Origin of the sequence: Paenibacillus cineris, from assembly GCF_018333335.1 — a bacterium.
Taxonomy (GTDB): domain Bacteria; phylum Bacillota; class Bacilli; order Paenibacillales; family Paenibacillaceae; genus Paenibacillus_AQ; species Paenibacillus_AQ favisporus.
This window is the reverse complement of record NZ_BORU01000001.1, coordinates 3,385,586-3,404,140: the sequence shown is the minus strand read 5'-3', so window position 1 is coordinate 3,404,140 and position 18,555 is coordinate 3,385,586. Positions and strand designations below refer to the sequence as shown.

Genomic DNA, 18,555 nt, shown 5'->3' with positions numbered 1-18,555 from the left:
ATTAAAGCAAGTCGAATCGACGCCATCATGGTATACGTACATATGGGGGTATGCAGATTGAAATCCAGATATTTGGCCGGGTATTCCCTGGCTGTTATGGGCGCGGGCTTTCTCGTCATGCTTTTCCTGCCGCAAAATTCGTGGGTTAAGCTGCTGCTGGGAGGCTTTGAAGCCGGACTCGTCGGCGGATTTGCCGACTGGTTTGCGGTCACCGCCTTGTTTCGCCATCCGATGGGGATTCCGATCCCCCACACGTCGCTGCTGCTTAAAAACCGCAACAAAATCGTCAATTCGCTCATTTCCGCATTGGAAACCGAACTTTTGAATAAGGAAAGCATCACGTCCAGACTTCGGCAGATGAAGCTGTTCCAGTCTGTGTCGACCGGGCTGTTCAAGCTGATCCGGCGGAAAGAGGTCCGCATGAAGCTCCTGTCTTCGCTGGAGCAGGCCGTTCGCGAACTGCCGCTGGAGAAAGCGGCCCCGCACATCCGGGACATGGTGCTTCGGTACATTCATAGCCGGAACATCACCGAATTGTTAAACCGTGTGGTCAAAGAGACGGAAGCGCACCAATTGGACGAGAAGGTATTGGACTACGGACTGCTGTACGCCGCAGAATGGGTGAACAACCCGGATAACGAAATGATGCTCGGCAAGCTGGCGCATGCCAAACTGGACGAGCTTCAGCTTGGAGGAATGAAGGGCTTTGCCGTGCAGGCGATGCTGGGCTTTATGAATGAGGAGAAAATGGGAGCTATTCTGAAGAAGCTGATCCTCTCGGCCTTGCTTGAAGTGGCGAATCCGGAAAGTCCATACCGGGAACGGGTTGTCCAAGGCATCCGGGAGCGTTTGGCCCAAGTAGCCGACAGTCCGGAAACGGAAAGCCGCGTAAAGGGTTGGCTGGATGACAAGCTGAGCTCTGAGAACGCGGAAGCATGGATCGCCGGCCAACTGATCCATTTGCGTGAACGACTGCTGCAGTGGATGGAAGCCGAACGGGAGCGCGGAGGGCGTATATGGATTCGTCTGTTCCGCTGGTGCCATGATTTATTGAAATCCAAGGAAGAGTTAACCAACCGGTGGGAACAAGGGGTTCTGGCAATGATCGTTCAGCTGGTGGAATCCAATTATTACCGGATCGGCGTGCTGGTTCGGGAAAATCTGGACAAGCTGGACGATCAGACGCTCGTCAACATGCTGGAGGAGAAGGTCGGCAGCGACCTGCAGTGGATCCGGGTCAACGGCGCGATTTGCGGATTCGTGATCGGCATCGTGCTGAGCGCCATTCATTTGTTGATTTTAAACGGGTAATTTCAGGGGAAGGGACAGGTGAAGTTAATGAAAAGGAACCAATTGGGAACATCGGAACTGAACATCAGCGAGATCGGGCTGGGCTGCATGTCCTTGGGAACCGATGAGGCGCAGGCTGAGCGAATCGTTCACGCGGCGCTGGAGCGGGGCGTGAATTTTTTGGACACCGCAGATCTCTACGACAGCGGCAAAAACGAAGAAATTGTCGGTAAGGCGATCCGCGGACGCCGGCAGGACGTTGTTCTGGCGACGAAGGTAGGGAACCGGAGAATTCCTGGTAAAGAAGGTTGGGTATGGGACCCTTCCAAAGCGTATATCCGCTCTGCGGTAAAAGAAAGCCTTCGCCGCCTCCAAACGGATTATATCGATTTGTACCAGCTCCATGGCGGTACCCTGGACGATCCGATTGACGAGACGATCGAGGCGTTTGAGGAGCTGAAGCAGGAGGGCGTGATCCGCTATTACGGCATTTCGTCGATCCGTCCAAACGTGATCCGGGAATACGTAAAGCGTTCCGGAATCGTCAGCGTCATGAGCCAGTACAGCATTCTGGACCGCCGTCCAGAGGAAGAGGTGCTGCCTTTACTGGCCGATAACCATATCAGTGTCATCGCCCGCGGTCCGGTGGCTTCCGGTGTCCTGACCGAGCAGGGCGGAGCGAAAGTGGCGAAGGGGTACCTGGATTACAGCCCCGATGAACTGATCCAGATCCGCGAGCAATTGCAGCGCCTGGTCAAGAATGACCGGAGTATGGGGCAGACCGCGATCCGGTACGCCTTGGCGAATCCGGTAGTGGCGACGGCCATCGCGGGAGCAAGCTCCCTGGAGCAGCTGATCCACAATACTGCGGCTGGAGACGCTCCGGCGCTCAGTGACGAGGAGATCGAGCAGATCTGCAGCTTTAGTAAGGCTAATCAGTATACAGCGCACCGTTAATAACTTTATTTTTCCTTATAAAAAGGAGCCGTCCCCGGGTCGTGAATGACCTTTGGACAGCTCCTTATTTTTCATATGTGGGGACTTATAAAGAGACTTGATGGGATGTCAATAAGAGCATAGAAGTGCAGCTAAACGTTCTGAGTCAGCTTTAAGGCAGCCATCAAATCCGCTCTGCGTTCCGTCCGATTGAAAAACAGTTCCCCGTTTTGAATATGATCAATGTACAAAATCCCGTCGAGATGGTCCATCTCATGCTGAATGCAGCGTGCCAAATAATCCTCTGCCTCCATTACAATCGTTTTACCCTCACGGGTTAACGTACTGATCTTCACGTATTTCGCCCGCTTCACGATACCGGTATACCCGGGGTAGGATAAGCAGGCTTCCGGTCCGGTCTGCTCCCCGGCTTGCTCGAGCATCACCGGATTGATCAGCTCAATGAGCCCGTCCCCGCAGTCCATGACGATCACCCTGCGGAGAATGCCGATCTGCGGTGCGGCCAGGCCGGCTCTGCCTTCTTCCGCGTACAGGGTATCCGCCATATCATCCAGCAGCTTGTGAATTCTCGGCGTTATTTCCGTAACGGTTTTGGCTTTTTTGCGGAGAATCGGATCTCCGAAGGGAAGAATTTCTTTTTCCGGCATGCTTGTTACCTCCAGTTTCAATAAACGTCTAGGCCCCTCTAACGTTCGATGGGGTATGATGCCATAAGTCGCTAGGAGTGCAGTCGAGAGCCGTGCACAGCGCATCCATCGTATCGGCCTTGATCTGCTTCGGATTGCCGTTCAGCAGGGCGCTGATCGAGGGGGGAGACAGCTCGTAGCCGGCTTTGTCTTTCAGTAGACGGGCCAGTGCGGCTCCCGTCCAAATTCCGCGTTCTGCCATCACTTGGCGCAGCATCCATATGAGCATCGCTTTCAAACCACCTTTGTATGTTCAGTATATGTATATTCAACCATTTAGGTGATGCCTAATATTTTTAGGTACGAACTAATATAACACAACCGATGGCAAAAGGGAAGAACGAGGATATAAGCATAAGGGCGGTTATTATTGGGCAATTCTCGAAACCTTGCTATGGATTCCTCTGTAAAATATAGCCATTCCATATAGGGAAGCTTGTAGAATTCTGACTAACGGGAAGTGCTTTCACGAACATTAAATTTTTTTTGACGTATATGTTGTCTAAGCCTGATTCTCTAGTATAATGGTAACGAAAGCCAATCAAGAAGGGATGCGTGATGCATGAAGTTCAGCGAGTACGAATACAAGCGGCCAGACGTGAAAGAAATTGAACAACGGTTTAAACAACTGATCCAGCAGTTCGAGCAGGCGGCTTCCTTTGAAGAGCAGGACAAGGCCATGTCCGATATCAACAAGCTGCGCAGCGAATTCGAAAGCATGGCAGAGATTGCCGTCATTCGCCATTCCATCGATACGAACGATGAATTTTACAAGGCCGAACAAGAATACATCGATGAAGCGAGTCCGGTCTATCAAGAATACATAACCGATTATTATAAAGCGCTGGTAGAGTCCAAATTCAGAAGTGAACTCGAAGCCAAGTGGGGAACGCAGCTGTTCAAGCTTGCCGAGCTGGCGCTTAAGGCCTTCCATCCGGATATCATCGAAGATATGCAGCTCAATAACAAGCTGGCCACCGAGTACAGTCAGCTGATCGCCTCGGCGAAGATTCCGTTCGAAGGTGAGGAGCGGACGCTGTCCCAGCTGCTGCCGTTTGAGCTGTCGCCGGACCGCGACCTGCGCCGGAGAGCGTCGGAAGCGAGATATTCCTTCATGGCGGAGCATGAGCAGGATTTTGACCGGATCTACGATGAACTCGTGAAAACCCGGACGCGCATGGCTCAAAAGCTCGGTTATAAAAATTACGTTGAGCTTGCTTATATTCGCATGAACCGTACGGACTATGACGCCGACATGGTAGCCAACTTCCGGAAGCAAGTGCTGGAACACATCGTACCCGTAGCCCAGAAGCTGAAGGAACGCCAGCGCGAGCGGATCGGCGTCGATTCCCTTCGAATCTATGACGACAATTTCAGCTTCAAGACTGGGAACGCGACGCCAAAAGGGGATGCGGACTGGATTCTGGAGCAAGGGAAGAAGATGTACGCGGAGCTGTCTCCGGAAACCGACGAATTTTTCAAATTCATGGTAGACCGGGAGCTGATGGATCTCGTCAGCAAAAAGGGCAAGCAAAGCGGCGGATACTGCACGTTTATCAGCAAATACGAATCGCCGTTCATTTTCTCCAATTTCAACGGCACTTCCGGAGATATTGACGTTCTCACGCACGAAGCCGGCCACGCCTTCCAAGTCTATTCCAGCCGTCATTATCAGGTGCCGGAATACCTGTGGCCTACGTATGAATCGGCCGAAATCCATTCCATGAGCATGGAGTTCTTCACGTGGCCTTGGATGGATAACTTCTTTAAGGAAGACACGGAAAAATACCATTTTGATCATCTGTCCAGTGCGCTTCTCTTCATTCCGTACGGCGTATCCGTCGACGAATTCCAGCACTTCGTGTATGAGAATCCGGACGCGACGCCGGAGGAGCGCAAACGCGCTTGGCGTGAAATCGAGAAGAAGTATTTGCCGCACCGGCAGTACCCGGACAACGAATATCTGGAGCGGGGCGGCTTCTGGCACAAACAGGGCCATATCTTCCAGGCGCCGTTCTATTACATCGATTATACGTTGGCGCAAATTTGCGCGTTCCAGTTCTGGAAGAAGATGAACGAGGACCGCGAAGCGACATGGGCGGATTACCTACGACTGTGCCAGGCGGGAGGAAGCCGTTCCTTTACCGGGCTTGTGGAGCTTGCCGGACTGCAGTCGCCGTTTAAAGACGGTACCGTCGCTTCGGTGATCGGCGTCATTGAGAACTGGTTGAACAGTGTGGACGACAAAGCGCTGTAAAAGTACGTAATTGCGATTAAAAATGCAAAAAGCAGGCATGGGGGATTAGCCCTATGCCTGCTTTTTGTGTATGCCGTAATTTTGGTGCACACGTTTTCCGCTGTCCGGAATCGGGTAAGCATCAGTAGCAGGAGGGTGGTTTTCCCTTTTAAGCCGGAGATTTCTGTTCAAAGGTGATCCATCCGGTTTATGCCACCTAAAGCAGGCAAACAGGTATTTGTCCTCACGGAGCATATGCGTTATTACGGTGAATATACTTGTTCTAAGGCTTATGTGCGTAAATGGGACGTAAATGAATGAATGGAGGTGATCTTTTGACGATGGTCAGTGAACATGGTGCAGGCAGGGCATTGATTCAGGGCATCGGTACGGCGCTTCCGCCTCACCGCCTTTGCCAGGATGACGTATTTGCCAAAATGGAAGCTTCGTTAAGGGAAGATCCCCACGCGCTAAGGTGGGCGAAAAGAATATTTAAGCAATGCGGAGTCCAGGTCAGGTACACCTGTGAGGAGGATTTCCTCAAACCTGCCGATCAGTGCACGTATCTGTCCACGGACAAGCAGCAGGCTGCCCCTTCGACCTCCAAGCGGATGGAGGTGTACCGGAGAGAATCGGTCCCTTTGGCCGAGAAGGCGGCGGAAGAAGCCATTCGTGATGCGGGTGTTGAAGCTTCCGGAATCACTCACATTCTGACGGTAAGCTGTACCGGTCAATTTCTTCCCGGATTAGACACCGTCTTGATTCACCGGCTTGGATTGTCTGCGCGGATTCAGCGGATCCCGCTTACCTTTCAAGGTTGCGCCGCCGGTTTGAGGGCGATTCAGTTAGCACAGCAAATCGTGTCTGCCAGCCCGGCAGCGGTGGTACTCATCGTTTGCGTCGAACTGTGCACCATTCATTTGCAGCCTTCGGGATCCCGTGAAGCCTTGTTCGGTGCTTCGTTTTTTGGGGACGGGGCTTCGGCATGCATCGTCAGCTCCGGTGAAGTCGACCAACAGGGAGGGTTCCAACTAGACGGAGGACACTCTGTGCTCCTTCCGGATTCTGCAGACGAAATGATTTGGGAGGTCGGGGACACCGGTTTTGATTTATACCTCTCACCCAATATCCCCAAGCTGCTCAGAACGTTCCTGCGGGATGAAGTGGACCGGCTGATGGACGGAGGAGCACTTCCGCCGTTATGGGCGATTCATCCGGGAGGACGGGGCATCGTAGATGCCGTCCAGGATTTATTCGGGCTGGAGGACAGCCAGACCGAATTCAGCCGGAACGTGCTTCGGGACTTCGGGAATTTATCTTCGGCGACGCTGCTGTTCGTTCTAAAAGGGATGAGAGAGCGTTTGAGGGAACAAGGCGAGGGTGAACGGTCCGGAGTGGCACTGGCGTTTGGCCCGGGCTTGACTGCAGAACTCCTTCGATTTACGTATGTTCCTTCATTCGTTACGAAACGGGAGTCAAGCTATGAGTATGCCGGGCTTTAAGCGGTTAAACGGACGGGCAGTGGAAGAGGAATACATGGACGACTTCAGCACGGGCGGCGACGAGCTGCTGGAAGCGCTGCGCCATTTGCGACGACTGAACCGGATCTTTGGTGCTTCGTCCCCATCCTTATACGGGTTCAAGCGGTTGTGGCGTCAATCCGGCAGGCCGGACAGGGTATCGGTGCTGGATATTGGCGCCGGCTCGGGAGATGTGAACCGCCGCATTCTGCGCTGGGCTGCCCGAAACGGGGTCGATGTCCGGATTACATTAGTGGACATTACGGAAGAAGCCTGCGAGGAGGCCAGAAACCTGTACCAAGGGGAACCGAATATTACGGTCAGACGCTGCGATTTATTTGACCTTCCGGAAGGCAGCGCCGATATCGTCATGTCATCGCAGTTCCTTCACCACTTTGACGACGTCCGGCTTCCCGAAGTGGTCGGGCAGATGCTGAAGGCATCCCGTCTGGGCGTGGTGATCAGCGATATTCACCGGCACTGGATTTCGTGGTCCGCCGTTTGGGTCGTGGCGCACCTGGTTTCAGACAACCGTTATATACGGCATGACGGGCCTTTGTCGGTTGCGAAGGGTTTCAAGTCCTCCGATTGGATCAGGCTGAGACAGCGGCTGCAGGAGCGGGATATTCAAGCGGACTTGCTGTACAGCTGGAAGCCGTTATTCCGTTATGTGGCCGTTGTTCATAAAACGGGAAAAGTATAAAACAGCGAAAGGAGATGATTCCCATGCAGGATGCAGTCATAATCGGAGCTGGCCTTGCCGGCTGCAGTTTAGCTATCCGGCTGTCCGCTCAAGGGTGGAAGACCGTGCTCATAGATCGTCAGTATTTTCCCCGTCATAAGCCATGCGGGGAATTTCTGTCTCCGGAGGCGAGGGAGACGCTGGCCAGCCTTGGTGTAGCGGAGGCTGTCGAGCGAATGGAGCCGAATCCGATTGACCGGGCCCGCCTGGTACTGAGGCATGGACAGGTGCTGGAAGCAGCGCTCCCCGGTACAGGCTGGGGCATCAGCCGGTATACGCTGGATGCCGGCCTGCACCGGGCTGCACGGGAGGCAGGCGTGGAAATACGGGACGCGACGACGGTCACAAGCATTCATGCCCGTGAGGATGGAGGCGGATATATCGTCGGGACCCGGACCGGTGGACTCAGCGATACGCTGGAGGCAAGGACAGTGATTGCCGCCTGGGGCTGTCACCGCCGGCCGGATTTGATCGATTATGAAGAAGTGGGGCAGGACGGACATGCCTACATCGGAATTAAAACGCATATGACCGGGCTCGCAGGGACGGAAGCCGTGGAACTATATTTGGTTCCCGGAGGCTACATCGGGATCGCCCCTGTGGAAGCGGGCACCTATAATGTAGCCGCGCTTCTGCGGCGGGACCGGTTGAAAGGCGCGGGAGTGAAGATGAAGGAGCTGCTGGAATTTGCAGCAAGCGGCAATCCCCTGCTTGCCCGCCGATTGTCGGAAGGAACGCCGACGGACGGGACGATGATCTCGACCGCGCCGGTATATTTGTCCCGCCGGCCCCAGCCCTGGCGGATGATTCCGCATGCCGGAGATGCCTGCGCCATGATTCCGCCGCTCTTCGGAGACGGGATGAGCGCCGCCCTGCGCTCCGGCATTCTGTGCGCCTCGTTTGCCGACCGCTATTTGCGGGGCGAGCTAAGCATGCAAGACTGGGAGCGGCTGTATACCGAGGCAGTGCACCGTGAATTCAGCGGTATTTTGCGAAAAGGGCGCTACTTGCAGGCGATCAGCGGCCGGCCCTCTGCCGGAAGGATTCTGTCAGGCTTTGCCCGGCTGTTCCCGCCTGTCGCCGATTCATTGGTCAAAGCGACGCGGCTGAAGAACACGATGTCTTAGTTAGACTGCAGACCGCATGCCGACAGGAGGAGGGAATCGGGTGATTTACCGTTTCATAACCGGACTTGCTCTCCGCTATCCTGCGTGGGTGCTGGCGTGCTGGACTGCGCTGCTCGTCCTGTGCGGTTCGGCAGCGATATCACTGCCTTCCATCCTGAAGGATCACGGGCTGCGTACGGAGGGAACTTCCGCACAGGTCGAGCGCATCCTGTCGGAAGATTACCAACTCCCCAGTGAACCGGTCGTTGTCGTCTTCGAACGGGAGCCCGGAGCCTCCCGCGCTTCGTTTGAATCGGGAATCCAGGCGGTATTGGAACATCTCCGTCGGGTGGACGGCAGCCTGACCGTTATTTCACCGCTGGAGCATGAGGGGATGATGGACAACCAGGCCGCCTATGCCCTGTTGGGGTTGAACACCCAGCATCAGACCGCCGGAAAGGGGCTTGACGCCATTCGCTCAGCATTGCCCGAGCCGCCTGGTGTGAAGATCACGCTGACCGGCAAGCCTGTCGTGCAGGACGATGTCAACCGGGCGAGTATGCATGACTTGAAGAGGGCAGAGCTGATCGGTCTGCCGCTGGCCTTTCTGATCTTGTTCTACGCGTTCGGCGGCTGGATCTATGCCCTCATCCCGATCGCAGCAGGGTGCACGGCCGTGGGCGTTTCGATGGGGATTCTTTATTGGCTTGGGAGCGGCCTGCAGCTGGAGCTGTCCAACTTCGTGCTGAACGTCATACCCATGGTCGGCCTGGCGCTCGGCATCGATTTTGGACTGATTCTTGTCAGCCGCTTCCGTGAGGAATGGAGGGCATCCAGCGGCAGCGTGGAGCAGGCGCTGTCGGTCACCATTAGGCAGGCTGGCAGGGCTGTGCTCTATTCGGCCGCCTGCGTGATCCTGGGGCTCATCGCCATAACATTCATCCGGATGCCGATGTTCCGATCGGTCGCCATCGGGGCGATGGTCGTCGTTTTTGTATCGGCCTTGGTGAACTTAACGCTTGTCCCGGCCTTTTTGACATTATGGTCACCGGTAATCCCGATTCGGCGGGGTTCCGCAGCGGCAGCAGCCACCTTCAAGCCCGGACTGATGCAGCGATGGACCGGCTACGTTATGCAGAGACCTGTTCGGATGACGCTGGTGTCCGCAGCGCTTCTGCTGACAAGCATCCTGCCGATACGCTATTTGCAGACCTCCGTTCCTGATGCCGCCTCTCTGCCGTCAAGCTATGCTTCACGGCTTGGTGCCGAACTGGTGGATTTCCGTTTCAACGCCCCCTTTACCTCGGAGATCCCGATGGTGGTGCTGGGACGCGGAGATGTCTTGTCGGCAGTGGAATGGAGCGCAGCTTACGAGCTGTGGCAAAGGTTGAAGACGGACCGGGATGTGCTCCGTGTTGACTCCATCTTTTCCAATATCCCCAAGTTCAATGATCAGCCGGGGGGCTTGTTAAGCCCCGGAATGCTGCAGCAGCTGCCACAGAATACGAGTCAACCGTTCGTTCGTGAGGGCAGCCTGTTGATGTCAGTAACGCTTCGGCCAGGTATGGATGATAAGCAAACCGAGGCATGGCTGCAGAAGTGGGAAATTCAGGGACAGAATGAGAGGGGTATTCGGATACTGATTGGGGGAGAAGCCAAGTACCGGCTGGAAGTAAGCGAAGAGATCAAAGCCAGACTTCCTTCGGTGCTTTTTTGGATGGTTATAACCAATTTTGTGGTGCTGTTCGCAGGTTTTCGTTCGATTATCATACCGGTCAAAGCACTGCTGATGAACCTGCTAAGCCTTACAGCGTCGTTCGGGGTGTTGGTGTACTTTTTTCAAGATGGAATGCTGGGGGGCGGATCAGGCAGTATCGCTGTCATGATCCCGGTATTTATCTTCGGATTGGTGTTCGGGGTTAGTATGGATTACGGCGTTTTCCTGCTGTCCCGAATGACCGAGGTGTATCATCGCACAGGAAATGCGGAAAAAGCGATAGCAGCGGGACTCTCTTCCACGGGAAAAGTGATCACCTCAGCGGCAGCCATCATGATCGCCGTCACTTTGCCGTTTACCGCAGGGGACGTGGAGGGAGTCAGGCAGCTTGGGTTCGGTATCGCTGCGGCGATCCTGATCGATGCGACCCTGATCCGCTTTATGCTCGTTCCAGCGTTAATGAAGCTGATGGGGCATGTCAATTGGTGGCTGCCGCATCAGCTTCGCCGTTGGTTATTTACGGAGTAACACCTGCTGGATCTGATGATCCGGCCCTTTTTTTAAGATGAGCTTGGCACGCGCCTTCGTAGGCAGAATGTTCTCCATTAAATTTTTCAGATTGATCGATCTCCAGATTTCCGACGCGTTCTGCACGGCTTCCTCTTCGGAGAGACTGGCAAATTTGTGAAAGTAGGACCTTGGATCTTGAAAGGCGGTATCGCGCAGCAGTTGGTAACGCTCGATATACCAGCTGCGGATATCCTGCTCCTCGGCGTCGATGTAGATCGAGAAATCAAAGAAGTCGCTGATAAAGACCGGCGCCTCTGTATTGACCTGAAGGACGTTAATCCCTTCCAGTATGAGGATATCCGGCTGGTCGATCAGCTGCTCCTCGTCCGCCAGAATATCATAGGCCAGGTGCGAATAGACCGGGGCCTTCAGCGCAGGCTGTCCGGATTTGACGCTGCTGATAAACTGCATCAGTTTTTTGATGTCGTAGCTCTCCGGAAATCCCTTTTTGTTCATGATCCCTTTTTCCTCAAGAACGCGGTTCGGGTACAGAAAGCCGTCCGTCGTGACCAGATCCACGCGCGGATGCTCCTGCCATCTGGACAGCAGCGTTTGCAGCAGGCGTGCGGTCGTGCTTTTGCCTACGGCTACGCTGCCGGCGATTCCGATAATATAAGGCGATTTGGGCGCTCGGATGCCGGTGAAGGTGTTCATCTTTTCTTGAAGCTGCTGGAAAGCACTTACATACAAATGGATGAGGCGGGTCAGCGGAAGATAAATGTCGCGCACTTCCCGCAACGAAATTTTCTCGTTCAAGCCTTTGAGGCGTTCAAATTCCTCTTCCGTCAGCGGAAGCTTCGAGTCCTCTTGTGCCGCCTTCCAGTCCTTCCGGTCAAATGTATAATAAGGGGAGTATGTGTTCATGGTACACTCGCTTTCTAAACAAAGTAGGGCCATGCCAAACCAGCTCCTGTCGTTTCAAGAGTATGTAAACGGGAAGTGAATCCCAAAATAAACTGTGACATTGCGCGTTACTAATGCGAACTGAATTATAGCATGTTAAGCGGCTTAAATAAACCTTAGGGTTAAAAATGGATACCAGAAAAACCGTTCAATCGACAAAAGGGTTTGGGCTTTCGGGAACAAGAGGTATAATAGGATCAGTGCAAGCCAAATCATGCGAGAGCGGGACAAGTGAGCTGAAGACGATGGACATTGAAAGACAAAGATTAGCAATCGAGGCAGCCAGACTGTATTACCAGTCCGATTACAGCCAGCAGGATATCGCCGAGCGGCTTGGCGTTTCCAGGCCGACGGTATCGAGATTGCTTCAGCATGCCAAGGAACAAGGATACGTGCGGATCGAAATTGTCGACCCTGGCGAAGATTTAAACGTACTGGGCCGGAAGCTGAAGCGCAAATACGGCTTGGATACGGTACAGGTCTGTTATTCCCCGTTAAATCAGTACGAGGAAATCAAGAAGCATATCAGTAAAAAGGCAGCCGAATTCCTCCACGAGATCGTCCAGGACAAGGATATTATCGGGGTCACTTGGGGGACCACCATGCATGCTGTCGCGCTTCAGCTTGCGCCCAAGCAGGTAAAAGGCGTCGAAGTCGTGCAGCTGAAGGGCGGTGTCAGCCATTCCCACGTCAACACCTATGCGGCAGAGACGGTGAATCTGTTTGCGGAGGCGTTCCAGACGGTAGCGAGATACCTGCCGCTGCCGGTCATCTTCGACAACATCGAGCTGAAGCGGATCGTGGAGGAAGACCGGCATATCAGCCGGATCATCGAGCTTGGCAAACAGGCGAACATTGCCGTGTTCACGGTCGGTACGGTGAAGGAAGACGCGCTGCTTTTCCGGCTGGGGTATTTTAACGAGCAGGAGCAGGAGCTGCTGAAGAAGTCCGGCGCCGGAGACATCTGTTCACGTTTTTTTGATGAGACGGGCCAGATCTGCAGTGAAGAAATCAATAACCGTACAGTCGGAATCGACCTTCACGAGCTTCAAAAGAAGGAAAAGTCCATTCTGGTAGCCGGTGGAGAACGCAAGGTGGAGGCCATTCAAGCGGCCCTCGCGGGCAATTACGCGAACATTTTGATCACGGATCAGTTTACAGCCCAGGCTCTGATCTCTTAGAAAATCATTCATTTCATATCGATTGCTTCTTTTGAATTCCGTCCGGATTACATAGGGCGGATTTTTTTTGTGCACATTACGGGAGTGGGTAGAACGATTTGTGAACATAATTTCACGATCTATTTACATATGTTCAGGCCGGTGTTATGATAGTCGTGCAGCTTGAAAGAAAAGCTTTTCAATTCCAGGGAATTGGATAAATAAAAGAATAACCCATCATGAATCAAGGAGTGGATCAGAATGACAAATTTGGCGGGAATGATCGATCATACCCTGCTTAAGGCAGATGCCACCCGGGCCGAGATCAGTAACCTGATTGACGAGGCGAAGAAGTATGAATTCGCATCGGTGTGCGTAAATCCGACCTGGGTCAAATTCGCTGCAGAACAGCTGAAGGATTCCAAAGTGAAGGTTTGTACGGTCATCGGTTTTCCTCTGGGAGCCACGACTTCGGCCGTCAAAGCATTTGAAGCGAAGGACGCGATCGCTGGCGGCGCCACGGAAGTCGACATGGTTATCAATATCGGCGCGCTGAAGGACGGCGAGGACGATCTCGTGGAAGCCGACATCAAAGCGGTGGTAGATGCCGCTGCCGGCAAGGCTCTGGTCAAAGTCATTATTGAAACCTGCCTGCTGACGGACGAAGAGAAGGAACGCGCAAGCCGCTTGGCGGTTAAGGCGGGAGCCGATTTCGTAAAAACTTCGACGGGCTTCTCCACGGGCGGTGCTACGCCGGAAGACGTTCGCTTGATGCGCCAAACGGTAGGCCCGAACATCGGCGTCAAAGCATCCGGCGGCGTACGCAGCCTCGAGGACATGAACAAAATGATCGAAGCGGGCGCAAGCCGTATCGGTGCCAGCTCCGGCGTCAAGATTATGGAGGGCGGCCAATCCTCGGCTTCCTATTAATAAGGAAGAGAAGAATCTCGCGCTGAAGCAAAAGTGTGCATGAAATGAACGGAAGCGGTTCACATCGGAATATGGCAAACCGGGCGGGAAGCTTCCGTTTCTATTAATATCAAGCCTGTAAGCGCTTAATAGATTTGGTTTCATAAAAAATTTCAACTGGGGAGACAGCTATGAAATATTTGATTGCGGTACTAGGGTTACTTGTTGTTTTCGCCCTGTCTTTCGTGGCCAGCAACGACAAGCGGAAGATCCGCTACCGCCCGCTGGTGATCATGATCATTCTCCAGATTATTCTGGGGTACGTTCTGCTCAACACCGTTCTCGGCACCGTGCTGATCAAAGGCTTTTCCGGTATTTTTGAAAAGCTGCTGGTCTATGCCGGAGAAGGGGTCAACTTCGTGTTCGGCGGTATCGCCAACGAAGGACAGGCGCCGTTCTTCCTCGGCGTGCTGCTGCCGATCATTTTCATATCGGCACTGATTGGCATCCTGCAGTATTTTCGCATCCTGCCGTTTATTATCCGGTACATCGGCCTCGTGCTGAGCAAAGTGAACGGGATGGGCAAGCTGGAATCGTATAACGCGGTCGCTTCCGCGATCCTGGGCCAATCCGAAGTGTTCATTTCCGTGAAAAAGCAGATCGGCCTGCTGCCGAAGCACCGGCTGTACACGCTCTGCGCCTCGGCCATGTCCACCGTTTCGATGTCGATCGTAGGCGCCTATATGACGATGATCGATCCGAAATACGTGGTTACCGCGCTGGTGCTGAACCTGTTCGGCGGGTTTATTATCGCTTCGATTTTGAACCCATATAAGGTGACCAAGGAAGAAGATGAACTTGTCGTTCAGGATGAAGAGAAGCAGTCCTTCTTCGAGATGCTGGGCGAATACATTATGGACGGCTTCAAAGTCGCCATTACGGTTGCTGCGATGCTGATCGGCTTCGTCGCCTTGATCGCCCTGATCAATGGCATATTTGACGGCATCTTCGGCATTTCGTTCCAGGAACTGCTGGGCTACATCTTTGCACCATTTGCCTTTGTTATGGGCGTTCCATGGAAGGAAGCGGTGGAAGCGGGCAGCATTATGGCCACCAAGATGGTGTCCAACGAGTTTGTTGCCATGCTGGAACTCGGCAAGCATACCGCATTGTCCGCACGCACGACAGGCATCGTATCCGTGTTCCTCGTTTCCTTTGCGAACTTCTCATCCATCGGCATTATCGCTGGTGCGGTCAAAGGCCTGCATGAGAAGCAGGGTAACGTCGTCGCACGTTTCGGCTTGAAGCTGCTGTACGGGGCGACGCTGGTCAGCGTCTTGTCCGCGATCATCGCCGGACTGTTTCTATAAAAGACTTGCGTCATGTATACTCAAGGATGAAGGAGTGATAGAAACTTATGCCAAACTTTAAACGTATCCACCTGATTGTTATGGACTCCGTGGGGATCGGTGAAGCGCCGGATGCCGCCCAGTTCGACGATTTTGACGTCGATACCTTCGGGCATATCGCCCGTGAGCGCGGCGGCTTGAACATGCCGAATATGGGCAAGCTCGGCCTGTCCAATATCCGCGAAATCGAAGGGATTGCCAAAGCGGACAAGCCGCTGGCGTATTATACAAAAATGCAGGAAAAATCCGCAGGGAAAGACACGATGACCGGCCACTGGGAGATCATGGGGCTGTACATCGATACGCCGTTCCGGGTGTTCCCCGATGGCTTTCCGGACGAGTTGATTCAGCGTATCGAAGAGAAGACAGGCCGCAAAGTCATCGGCAACAAGCCGGCGAGCGGCACTGAAATTATCGACGAGCTCGGGGAAGAACATATGAAGACGGGAGCGCTCATTATCTACACCTCGGCGGATTCCGTGCTTCAAATCGCGGCTCACGAAGAGATCGTGCCGTTGAAAGAACTCTATGAAATTTGCGAATTCTGCCGGGAAATTACCCTGGACGATCCTTACATGCTGGGCCGGATTATTGCCCGTCCGTTCGTGGGCCAGCCCGGATCCTTCAAGCGTACCGCCAACCGTCATGACTATGCGTTGAAGCCGTTTGACCGCACCGTGATGAACGAGCTGAAGGATGCGAATTTCGACGTGATCGCGATCGGTAAAATTTCCGACATTTATGACGGGGAAGGCGTGACCAAGGCGATCCGCACCACATCTAACATGGACGGCATGGACAAGATCATCGGTGTTATGGATGAGGACTTTACAGGACTCAGCTTCCTGAACCTGGTGGACTTTGATGCGCTGTACGGCCACCGCCGCGATCCGCAAGGATACGGGCAAGCCTTGGAAGAGTACGATGCGCGTCTGCCGGAAATGTTTGCCAAGATGTCGGATGACGACCTTCTGATCATCACAGCGGACCACGGCAACGATCCGACATACCGCGGCACCGATCATACGCGTGAATACGTACCCCTGCTGGTATACTCGCCGCGCTTCACCAATGGTGGCAGTGAGCTTGCGCTGCGGAAGACGTTTGCCGATATCGGTGCAACTGTAGCCGAGAACTTTGGCGTCACGATGCCGAAATACGGCACCAGCTTCCTGGGAGACCTGAAGTGTCACGATTTTACAATATACATGAATCCATGACCTATGGGGAGGAAAAGAAATGAGCACTCATATTGGAGCCAAGGCAGGAGAAATCGCAGAAACGATCCTTTTACCGGGGGATCCGCTGCGGGCCAAATTCATCGCGGAAACGTATTTGCAGGATGTGCAATGCTACAACGAAGTGAGAGGCATGCTCGGTTTTACAGGCACGTACAAAGGGCAGCGTATTTCCGTGCAGGGAACCGGCATGGGGATTCCGTCGATCAGCATATACGTCAATGAATTGATCCGCGAGTACGGTGTCAAAAATTTGATGCGCGTCGGCACGTGCGGCAGCATGCAGGAGCATGTACATGTGCGTGACGTCATCCTTGCGCAGGCTTCCTGCACCGATTCCGGCGCCAACCGCCACCAATTCGGAGGATACGATTTTTCGCCGATCGCAAGCTTTAACCTGCTGAAATCCGCGTACGATAAAGGGATTGAAAAAGGTCTGAAGCTGCATGTGGGCAACGTATTCAGCTCCGATATCTTCTACCGTGACGATAAATCCATCGTTGAGAAGCTGATGGAGCACGGCGTTCTGGCCGTTGAGATGGAAACGACAGCCCTGTACACGCTGGCAGCCAAGTTTGGCGTTAATGCATTGACCCTGCTGACCGTTAGCGACCACCTTCTGACCGGTGAAGAAACGAGTGCCGAGGAGCGCCAAACTACGTTTAACGACATGATGGAAGTGGCTTTGGAAACGGCGATCGGACTGTAAAGGCAGCATTCTTTCATCCCATTCACAGACTAACAATCCCATGGAAAGCGAGGCAGACATCCGATGAGAATGGTTGACTTGATTGAGAAGAAACGGGACGGCGGCGAGCTGTCCACGGAAGAAATTAATTTCATTATTGATGGATATACCAAAGGGGATATCCCCGATTACCAAATGAGCGCGTGGGCTATGGCTGTATTTTTCCAGAACATGACGCAGCGCGAGCGCGCCGATCTCACCATGGCTATGGTGAATTCCGGCGACACGATTGACCTGTCCGCCATCGAAGGCGTTAAGGTCGACAAGCACTCCACCGGCGGTGTTGGCGATACGACGACGCTGGTGCTGGCACCGCTCGTAGCGGCGCTGGACATTCCGGTGGCCAAAATGTCGGGCCGCGGTCTGGGACATACCGGCGGTACGATCGACAAGCTGGAGGCGATTGAAGGCTTCCACGTGGAGATCGACCGCGAAGAATTTGTTCGCCTGGTGAATCAGGACAAAATCGCCGTCATCGGGCAGACCGGCAACCTGACGCCGGCCGACAAGAAGCTGTATGCACTGCGCGACGTGACCGGCACGGTCAACTCGATCCCGCTGATCGCTTCCTCGATCATGAGCAAAAAAATAGCCGCAGGCTCAGACGCCATCGTGCTCGACGTTAAGACGGGCGCCGGCGCTTTCATGAAAACGGTGGACGATGCCAAGGAACTGGCTCACGCCATGGTCAGCATCGGCAACAACGTCGGCCGCAAAACGATGGCCGTCATCTCCGACATGAGCCAGCCGCTCGGCCTCGCGATCGGCAATGCGCTGGAAGTAAAGGAAGCCATTGATACGCTGCAGGGCAAAGGACCGAAGGATCTCGAAGAGCTCTGTCTCGCCCTGGGCCGCCAAATGGTGTTCCTGGCGAACAAAGCAAGCTCCCTGGAAGAAGCCGAAGAGAAGCTGAAAGAAGTCATCAAGAACGGCAAAGCGCTGGAGAAATTTAAGGAGTTCATCAAGAACCAGGGCGGCAACCCGGATGTCGTCGACCATCCGGAGAATCTCCCGCAGGCCAAATACCAGATCGAAGTACCGGCGAAGGAAGACGGCGTAGTCGCCGAAATCGTCGCCGACGAGATCGGTACGGCGGCCATGTGGCTGGGTGCCGGCCGCGCGACCAAGGAATCCGAGATCGATCTGGCCGTCGGCCTGATGCTGAACAAAAAGATCGGAGATTCCGTGAAGAAGGGTGAGTCGCTCGTCACGATCCATGCGAACCGTGAAAACGTGGACGACGTCATCGGCAAAATTTACGAAAATATCCGAATCTCCGATCATGCCGAAGCGCCAACCTTGGTGTACGGCATCATCACAGAATAGGCCTTACAGGCTGGAGCCTGGAACTTGCAGAAGTTCCA

Annotated in this window: 16 protein-coding genes; 13 read left to right on the top strand and 3 right to left on the bottom strand. The window is 53.9% G+C overall.

Translation table 11 applies throughout. The features are described from left to right. Positions 1-57: 57 nt before the first annotated feature. A complete protein-coding gene (locus KI379_RS15800) occupies positions 58-1,311 on the top strand; it encodes a DUF445 domain-containing protein (protein WP_212984152.1) in 1,254 nt (417 codons plus the stop codon). Positions 1,312-1,338: 27 nt separating this feature from the next. Further along, a complete protein-coding gene (locus KI379_RS15795; RefSeq protein WP_212984757.1) occupies positions 1,339-2,247 on the top strand; it encodes an aldo/keto reductase in 909 nt (302 codons plus the stop codon). A gap of 131 nt (positions 2,248-2,378) precedes the next feature. Here the strand turns inward: KI379_RS15795 and def are convergent, their stop codons facing one another. Together def and KI379_RS15785 are read right to left on the bottom strand one after the other, a co-directional pair. Then, positions 2,379-2,894 carry a peptide deformylase gene (gene def / locus KI379_RS15790; RefSeq protein ID WP_212984151.1) on the bottom strand — a complete coding sequence of 172 codons (516 nt, stop codon included), beginning with the start codon at positions 2,892-2,894 and terminating at the stop codon, positions 2,379-2,381. A gap of 28 nt (positions 2,895-2,922) precedes the next feature. Continuing rightward, on the bottom strand, positions 2,923-3,162 hold the full coding sequence (locus tag KI379_RS15785) for a helix-turn-helix domain-containing protein (protein ID WP_076171668.1): 240 nt from the start codon (positions 3,160-3,162) through the stop codon (positions 2,923-2,925). Between the two features lie 333 nt (positions 3,163-3,495). On the opposite strand from KI379_RS15785, the gene KI379_RS15780 reads away from it, so the two are divergent. From KI379_RS15780 to KI379_RS15760, 5 genes are all read left to right on the top strand, one after another. Then, positions 3,496-5,190 (top strand): M3 family oligoendopeptidase, encoded by a 1,695-nt coding sequence (locus tag KI379_RS15780; protein ID WP_212984150.1) that lies wholly within the window; start codon positions 3,496-3,498, stop codon positions 5,188-5,190. 320 nt (positions 5,191-5,510) lie between these two features. Next, positions 5,511-6,671, top strand: a complete 1,161-nt coding sequence (locus KI379_RS15775) for a type III polyketide synthase (protein WP_212984756.1) — start codon at positions 5,511-5,513, stop codon at positions 6,669-6,671. After that, positions 6,658-7,392 (top strand): methyltransferase domain-containing protein, encoded by a 735-nt coding sequence (locus KI379_RS15770; RefSeq protein ID WP_212984755.1) that lies wholly within the window; start codon positions 6,658-6,660, stop codon positions 7,390-7,392. The genes KI379_RS15775 and KI379_RS15770 overlap by 14 nt, the downstream gene beginning before the upstream one ends. A gap of 23 nt (positions 7,393-7,415) precedes the next feature. Beyond that, entirely contained in the window at positions 7,416-8,558 is a 1,143-nt protein-coding gene (locus KI379_RS15765; RefSeq protein WP_179232004.1) for an NAD(P)/FAD-dependent oxidoreductase, read from the top strand. Positions 8,559-8,598: 40 nt separating this feature from the next. Beyond that, entirely contained in the window at positions 8,599-10,782 is a 2,184-nt protein-coding gene (locus KI379_RS15760) for an MMPL family transporter (protein WP_212984149.1), read from the top strand. Here the strand turns inward: KI379_RS15760 and coaA are convergent. Next, positions 10,768-11,688 (bottom strand): type I pantothenate kinase, encoded by a 921-nt coding sequence (gene coaA / locus KI379_RS15755; protein ID WP_212984148.1) that lies wholly within the window; start codon positions 11,686-11,688, stop codon positions 10,768-10,770. The genes KI379_RS15760 and coaA overlap by 15 nt on opposite strands. A 284-nt stretch (positions 11,689-11,972) precedes the next feature. On the opposite strand from coaA, the gene KI379_RS15750 reads away from it, so the two are divergent. The 6 genes from KI379_RS15750 to KI379_RS15725 all read left to right on the top strand — a co-directional run bounded on the left by KI379_RS15750 (position 11,973) and on the right by KI379_RS15725 (position 18,517). After that, positions 11,973-12,908 carry a sugar-binding transcriptional regulator gene (locus tag KI379_RS15750; protein ID WP_076171822.1) on the top strand — a complete coding sequence of 312 codons (936 nt, stop codon included), beginning with the start codon at positions 11,973-11,975 and terminating at the stop codon, positions 12,906-12,908. Between the two features lie 240 nt (positions 12,909-13,148). Next, positions 13,149-13,817 carry a deoxyribose-phosphate aldolase gene (gene deoC, locus KI379_RS15745; RefSeq protein ID WP_212984147.1) on the top strand — a complete coding sequence of 223 codons (669 nt, stop codon included), beginning with the start codon at positions 13,149-13,151 and terminating at the stop codon, positions 13,815-13,817. A gap of 170 nt (positions 13,818-13,987) precedes the next feature. Then, positions 13,988-15,166, top strand: a complete 1,179-nt coding sequence (locus KI379_RS15740; protein WP_076171683.1) for a NupC/NupG family nucleoside CNT transporter — start codon at positions 13,988-13,990, stop codon at positions 15,164-15,166. 47 nt (positions 15,167-15,213) lie between these two features. Continuing rightward, positions 15,214-16,425: a phosphopentomutase gene (gene deoB, locus KI379_RS15735; protein ID WP_212984146.1), complete on the top strand. Its 1,212-nt coding sequence runs from the start codon at positions 15,214-15,216 to the stop codon at positions 16,423-16,425. Between the two features lie 19 nt (positions 16,426-16,444). Beyond that, a complete protein-coding gene (gene deoD / locus KI379_RS15730) occupies positions 16,445-17,152 on the top strand; it encodes a purine-nucleoside phosphorylase (RefSeq protein ID WP_076171689.1) in 708 nt (235 codons plus the stop codon). Between the two features lie 63 nt (positions 17,153-17,215). Next, positions 17,216-18,517, top strand: coding sequence for a pyrimidine-nucleoside phosphorylase (locus KI379_RS15725; protein WP_089547764.1), 1,302 nt, complete (start codon positions 17,216-17,218; stop codon positions 18,515-18,517). The last annotated feature ends 38 nt before the right edge of the window (positions 18,518-18,555 follow it).

What these genes read in the sequence shown, in the direction of transcription:
- deoB (WP_212984146.1), top strand. Translation starts at nt 15,214, where the DNA reads ATGCCAAACTTTAAACGTATCCACCTGATTGTTATGGACTCCGTGGGG.
- KI379_RS15775 (WP_212984756.1), top strand. Translation starts at nt 5,511, where the DNA reads ATGGTCAGTGAACATGGTGCAGGCAGGGCATTGATTCAGGGCATCGGT.
- KI379_RS15770 (WP_212984755.1), top strand. Translation starts at nt 6,658, where the DNA reads ATGCCGGGCTTTAAGCGGTTAAACGGACGGGCAGTGGAAGAGGAATAC.
- KI379_RS15765 (WP_179232004.1), top strand. Translation starts at nt 7,416, where the DNA reads ATGCAGGATGCAGTCATAATCGGAGCTGGCCTTGCCGGCTGCAGTTTA.
- KI379_RS15785 (WP_076171668.1), bottom strand. Translation starts at nt 3,162, where the DNA reads ATGCTCATATGGATGCTGCGCCAAGTGATGGCAGAACGCGGAATTTGG.
- def (WP_212984151.1), bottom strand. Translation starts at nt 2,894, where the DNA reads ATGCCGGAAAAAGAAATTCTTCCCTTCGGAGATCCGATTCTCCGCAAA.
- KI379_RS15740 (WP_076171683.1), top strand. Translation starts at nt 13,988, where the DNA reads ATGAAATATTTGATTGCGGTACTAGGGTTACTTGTTGTTTTCGCCCTG.
- KI379_RS15750 (WP_076171822.1), top strand. Translation starts at nt 11,973, where the DNA reads ATGGACATTGAAAGACAAAGATTAGCAATCGAGGCAGCCAGACTGTAT.
- coaA (WP_212984148.1), bottom strand. Translation starts at nt 11,688, where the DNA reads ATGAACACATACTCCCCTTATTATACATTTGACCGGAAGGACTGGAAG.
- deoD (WP_076171689.1), top strand. Translation starts at nt 16,445, where the DNA reads ATGAGCACTCATATTGGAGCCAAGGCAGGAGAAATCGCAGAAACGATC.
- KI379_RS15725 (WP_089547764.1), top strand. Translation starts at nt 17,216, where the DNA reads ATGAGAATGGTTGACTTGATTGAGAAGAAACGGGACGGCGGCGAGCTG.
- KI379_RS15780 (WP_212984150.1), top strand. Translation starts at nt 3,496, where the DNA reads ATGAAGTTCAGCGAGTACGAATACAAGCGGCCAGACGTGAAAGAAATT.
- KI379_RS15795 (WP_212984757.1), top strand. Translation starts at nt 1,339, where the DNA reads ATGAAAAGGAACCAATTGGGAACATCGGAACTGAACATCAGCGAGATC.
- deoC (WP_212984147.1), top strand. Translation starts at nt 13,149, where the DNA reads ATGACAAATTTGGCGGGAATGATCGATCATACCCTGCTTAAGGCAGAT.